Origin of the sequence: Kitasatospora sp. NPDC059817, assembly GCF_042731835.1 — a bacterium.
Lineage (GTDB): Bacteria > Actinomycetota > Actinomycetes > Streptomycetales > Streptomycetaceae > Kitasatospora.
Genome location: NZ_JBHWIR010000288.1, coordinates 961 through 6,188, shown reverse-complemented (window position 1 = coordinate 6,188; position 5,228 = coordinate 961). Strand labels below are relative to the sequence as shown.

4 protein-coding genes are annotated in these 5,228 nt (G+C 72.7%); 3 read left to right on the top strand and 1 reads right to left on the bottom strand.

The genetic code is table 11. The annotated features are described in order from the left end of the window. Positions 1-249: 249 nt before the first annotated feature. Both ACFV61_RS33445 and ACFV61_RS33440 read left to right on the top strand, forming a co-directional pair. Positions 250-1,872, top strand: coding sequence for an FAD-dependent oxidoreductase (locus ACFV61_RS33445; RefSeq protein ID WP_380495815.1), 1,623 nt, complete (start codon positions 250-252; stop codon positions 1,870-1,872). Between the two features lie 57 nt (positions 1,873-1,929). Beyond that, on the top strand, positions 1,930-2,205 hold the full coding sequence (locus ACFV61_RS33440) for a hypothetical protein (RefSeq protein WP_063346028.1): 276 nt from the start codon (positions 1,930-1,932) through the stop codon (positions 2,203-2,205). Between the two features lie 124 nt (positions 2,206-2,329). Here the strand turns inward: ACFV61_RS33440 and ACFV61_RS33435 are convergent, their stop codons facing one another. Next, on the bottom strand, positions 2,330-3,055 hold the full coding sequence (locus ACFV61_RS33435; RefSeq protein WP_380371068.1) for an ABC transporter ATP-binding protein: 726 nt from the start codon (positions 3,053-3,055) through the stop codon (positions 2,330-2,332). A gap of 394 nt (positions 3,056-3,449) precedes the next feature. Between ACFV61_RS33435 and ACFV61_RS33430 the strand changes: the two genes are divergently transcribed. Further along, positions 3,450-5,228: FtsX-like permease family protein (locus ACFV61_RS33430; RefSeq protein ID WP_380495812.1), on the top strand; the 1,779-nt coding region annotated here is incomplete at its 3' end.

Here is a 5,228-nt window from a genome sequence, read left to right as displayed (position 1 = left end):
CTCCACCCTCGAACGCGGCACCCGCCGAAACGACGACCTCGCCAACGCCTACCGCGAATGGCTCACCACCGCTTGACAACCCATAGGAGCATCAATCGGGCGCCGGGCCCGCACTGGTCCGGGACCTGCGCTGATTCGCCGAAAATGACGTACTGTCACACTAGTTCGTTAAAGGATTCCCACCCTCGAATACCTGTGTTAGCGTGCCGCCGCCAGCTTCTCTCATCGCCGAGAAAGTGAGGTCGGGCCATGGAGGGCGCATTCTCCCGACGGGGATTCCTGGGCACCGCCGGTGCGGCGGCGGCCGGGGTGTCCGGCGGCTCGACGGGTACGGCGGCCGCGGCCGGTGCGCGCCGGGAGCCGCCGGAGGGGCGGTCGGTCCGGCCGGGCGATCCCCGCTACCGGACGCTCGGCCAGGGCTTCAACCAGCGCTGGCGCAGCAGCCCCGCCTACATCCGCCTGGTGGTCGACGAGGCGGACGCCGTGGGCGAGTTGAACCGGGCGTTGGACCACGGGCTGCGGCCGACCGTCCGCGGCGGCGGGCACTGCTACGAGGGCTTCGTCGACAACGACGGGGGCGTCATCCTCGACCTCGGCATGATGCGGGGTGTCGCCGCCGCCAGGGACAAGTTCGGCCACCCGACGTACTGCGTGGAGGGCGGGGCCACCAACTGGGACGTCTACACCACGCTCTTCCGCGCGTACGCGGTGACGCTGCCGGCCGGGTCCTGCTACTCGGTCGGCGCGGGCGGGCACATCTGCGGCGGCGGGTTCGGCCTGCTCTCGCGGCGGCACGGGCTCACCGTGGACCACCTGGTCCAGGTCGACGTGGTCACCGTGCGGGGCGGCACCGCCGTGGTGACCAGGGCGCACCGCGACGACGGCGAGGGCTCCCCGGAGGCGGACCTCTTCTGGGCCCACACCGGGGGCGGCGGCGGGAACTTCGGGGTGGTGCTGCGCTACCACTTCGCGGTCGGCGTGCCGAAGCCGCCGCCCCGGGTCTGGCTCAGCAGCGTCGCCTGGCCCTGGGGCGAACTGGTGAAGCGGCCCGGCGACTTCGAGACCCTGGTGCGCAACTTCGGCGCCTTCATGGCCGAGCACAGCGGCCCGCAGGAGCCGACCTACCAGGGCCTGTTCGCGATCCTCAAGCTCACCCACCGCTCCAACGGGAACGTCGTCCTGGTGAGCCAGTGGGACGGTGACGACCCGGCGCCGCTCGACGCGTTCCTGGCGGCCGTCGAGCGCGGGATGGCGACGCGTTCGGTGGTCCAGACCCACAGCGCCGGCGGGCTGTTCCTGCCCTACCCGGAGAAGCGTCGCCAACTGCCCTGGTTCCAGGCCACCATGACGCTCAACCCGTCGGGCGACAACCAGCGCGGCAAGTACAAGTCGGCCTACCACCGCGAGCCGTTCAGCCGGGCGCAGATCGCCACCTTCTGGGACTGGCTGGTCCGGGACGTCGAGGGCGTGGACCTCACGAAGACGCTGGTGCAGATCGACTCCTACGGCTGCCGGATCAACACCCGCGGGCCCGGGGAGACCGCCGTCCCCCAGCGCGACTCGATCATGAAGCTCCAGTACCAGACGTACTGGACCGACGAGGCCCAGGACGCCGACCACCTGGCGTACCTCGCCGGGCTCTACCGGGACGTCTACCGGGAGACCGGTGGTGTCCCGGAGATCGACACCGCGACGGACGGCGCCTACGTCAACTACCCGGACGTCGACCTGGGCACGGCCGACCAGCCGGACCCGGCCTACCAGCGGCTCTACTACAAGGGGAACTACCCGCGGTTGCAGCGCACCAAGGCGTACTGGGACGGCGCGGGGGTGTTCCACCACGCTCAGTCGATCACCCTCCCCGGGGCCTGACCGGGAGGGGGCCCGCCACCGGATGCGCGAGCCGCCGCAGGGGCGCAGGGTCGAGGTATGAGCGGAGTGGTCGTGCTGGTCGAGCTGGAGTCGTCCACGGAGGTGCTGGACGCGGGCGAGGTCGACGTGGGCGCGCGGATTCGCTGGGTGCACGCGGCGCCGCCGGATCCGGATGTGCCGGAGGATCCGGGGCCGGTGACCTTCTGCGGCCTCGACACGGCGGACCTCGAACGGGAGCCCTACCGCCCGGCCGGGCCCGGCGAGCCCTGGTACCCGCCGTCCCAGCGCACCCGGCGGTGCCGAGCCTGCGAGGCGGTGCTCAAGGCGCCCTGAACGGGCTCGCGGAGCGCGTCCGGGTTCATCACCGGCCGCGCCCGGGTGCGCCGGACCGCCCGACCGGACGGCCCGCCCGACCGGACAGGACAGGCCGGACAGGCCGGTCCACCCCGGGCCACCCTTACGCGGCCGGCTTCGCCGCCTCCTCGACGATCCGCCCGTCACGCAGCTCGATCACCCGGTCGGCGAGCTCCATCAGCGTCGGGTCGTGGGTGGCGACCACCACGGTGACGCCCTCGCTGCGGACGACGGCGCGCAGCAGCTGCATGATCGAGCGGCCGGTCTCCGAGTCCAGCTGGCCGGTCGGCTCGTCGGCGATGATCAGGCCGGGCTCGTTGGCCAGCGCGCGGGCGATGGCGACGCGCTGCTGCTGGCCGCCGGAGAGCTCGCCGGGCCGCTGGTTGGCCTGGTCGGCGAGGCCGACCAGGGCCAGCAGGGTGTGCGCGCGCTCCTCGCGTTCGGCGGCCGAGACCTTGCGCAGCCGCATCGGCACGCCGACGTTCTCGGCGGCGGTGAGCATCGGGATCAGCCCGAAGGACTGGAAGACGAAGCCGATCCGCTCCCGCCGCAGGGCGAGCCGGCCGTCCTCGTTCAGCTCGGCGAGGTCGGTGCCGTCCAGGGCGATGCTGCCGGCGGTCGGGGCGTCCAGGCCGCCGACGAGGTTGAGCAGGGTGGTCTTGCCGGAGCCGGACCGGCCCTTGAGCGCGGCGAGTTCGCCGCGGCCGACGGTGAAGGAGACGCCGCGCAGCGCGTGCACGGTCCGCTCGCCGGTGCCGAAGCTGCGTCGGAGGTCGGTCACGGCCACCATCGGGGTGTTGGTGGTGGCGGTGGCCTGAGGCTGCGTCATTGAGGCTTCCCCCTGTGTGTGTCTACCCAGTGTCTACGGACGGGCGGCGCCACGGGTTCACGGTTTCGGGCGGCGATTTCCGGGGTGCGGGTCGGCGTTCCCAAAGGCGTGCTGTGGAGCCTGAGTTATGAAATGTTCATGGCATTCTGGCGGGCGCCCGAAGTGGGGGAGCTGCCAATGCAAGGAATTTGCTCATTACTTACTTGTTAGCGCAAGTCCCTTCCGTTCCTGGATCGAATCTGACAGAGTCGTCCGCTATCCGGTGATCAAATGCCGGTGATCATTGCGTCGATGTGCCCTAAGTGTGTCTATTCGTAGCCGAGTTGTGACCAAATCGGATCGATGGACCGGGCTGGGACGCAACCTGGGGACGTAAAGACCGGGGAGGAACTTGATGCTCGGCTTCGTCGTGCGCCGACTGCGTGGGCGACTGCCGCTGGCTGCCGCCGTGCTGCTCGCAGTGCTGATCACCACGGCCGTGCTGACCGCGCTGGTGGCGTTCAACCGCAGTGTCGGCGAGGCCGGTCTGCGGCAGGCGCTCCAGGGGACAGGCCACGCCCGGACCACGGTCGTGGTGACCGCCGAACACGGGCTCGACCAGCGTGCGAAGGACGAGGCGGAGCTCGCCGCCTACCGCGGCAGGCTCTTCGGAGACCTGTCCGTGCGCACCGACAGCCTGCTGCGCAGCCGCTCCTACGGCTTGCCGGACGGCGCCGGCGCCACCGGCACTACCAGGACCAGCGGCACTACCGGCACCAGCGGCACTACCGGGACCAGCGGCGCCCCCGGGTCCGCGGTCCCCGGAGCCGGGGCCCAGCCCGACCTGACGGTCCTCGCCGACCTCGACCGAGACCGGACCCACCTGCTCGCCGGCGCGTGGCCCGCCGCGGCCTCCGGCCCGGTCCAGACCGCCGCCCCGCAGGTCGCCGTCCCGCAGACCATGCTGGCCCGGCTCGGCCTCACCGACCAGGCCCTGCCCGCCGATGTGCAGCTGGCGGACCGCCTCGACGGCAAGCCGCTGACCGTCCGCGTCACCGGCGTCTACCGGGCCGTCGACCCGGCCGACGCGTACTGGCGCATCGACCCGGTCCGCGGTCACGAGGTGGAGGTCAGCGGCTTCACCACCTACGGCCCGATGCTGGTCGACCAGAGCGCCTTCACCACCGCCGGATTGGTGCAGAGCAGCCGCAGCTGGCTGCTCGACGCCGACTTCACGGGCATCGGCCAGTCCTCGGCGGAGGCCATGGGCGACCGCGCCCAGGGCCTCGCCGATGACCTGCAGTCCCGCGCCAGCATCGGCTCAAGGACCGAACTGCCCGACATCCTGCGCGAGTTGTCCTCCAGCATGATGGTTGCCCGGACCACCCTGCTGATCGGCGCCCTCCAGCTGGCCGTGCTCGCCGTCGCAGCGCTGCTGCTGGTCGTCAACCTGATCGCGACCCGGCAGACGGCCGAGAACGAGCTGCTCGCCGCCCGCGGCGCCTCCGGCGCCCGGCTCGGCTTCTTCACCGCGACGGAGTCGCTGCTGCTCGCCCTGCCCGCCGCGCTGCTGGCCCCCCTGCTGACTCCGTTCCTGGTCCGCGCCCTGGCCGGCTTCGGGAGCGACCACCAGGTGCCCCTGGACACCGGCATCAGCTGGTCGCTCTGGCCGATCGCCGTGCTCTGCGCCTTCGCCTGCGTCCTGCTGGCCAGCCTGCCCAGCCTGCTGCGCGGGGCCGGAGCCGCCCTGCGCAGTCGCTCCGGCCGCCGCCAGGCCCTGGTCTCCGGCGTCGCGCGCAACGGCGGCGACCTCGTCGTGCTCGCCCTGGCCGTGCTCGCCTACCAGCAGCTCAGCCAGTACGGCGGTGGGCTGTCCACCGACTCCTCCGGCCGGCTCGGCGTGGACCTGCTGCTGGTGGCCACCCCGACCCTGGCGCTCTGCGCCGGCACCCTGGTGGTGCTGCGCCTGCTGCCGCTCGCCGCCCGGCTCGGCGCCCGGGTGGCCGCCCGCGGCCGCGGCCTCGGCCCGGCCCTGGTGGGCTGGCAGCTGGCCCGTCGGCCCGCCCGCGCCACCGGCCCCGTGCTGCTGCTCGTGATGGCCGTGGCCACCGGCGTGGGGGGGGGGGGGCCCCCCCCCCCCAGGGCCCCCCCCCCCCGGGGTCACGGCCGCCTGAACAACCGCGGGCGCCCGGGG

Bases quoted from the DNA above. Each gene is read 5' to 3' on its own strand.
- ACFV61_RS33445 (WP_380495815.1), top strand. From the start codon at position 250: ATGGAGGGCGCATTCTCCCGACGGGGATTCCTGGGCACCGCCGGTGCG.
- ACFV61_RS33440 (WP_063346028.1), top strand. From the start codon at position 1,930: ATGAGCGGAGTGGTCGTGCTGGTCGAGCTGGAGTCGTCCACGGAGGTG.
- ACFV61_RS33435 (WP_380371068.1), bottom strand. From the start codon at position 3,055: ATGACGCAGCCTCAGGCCACCGCCACCACCAACACCCCGATGGTGGCC.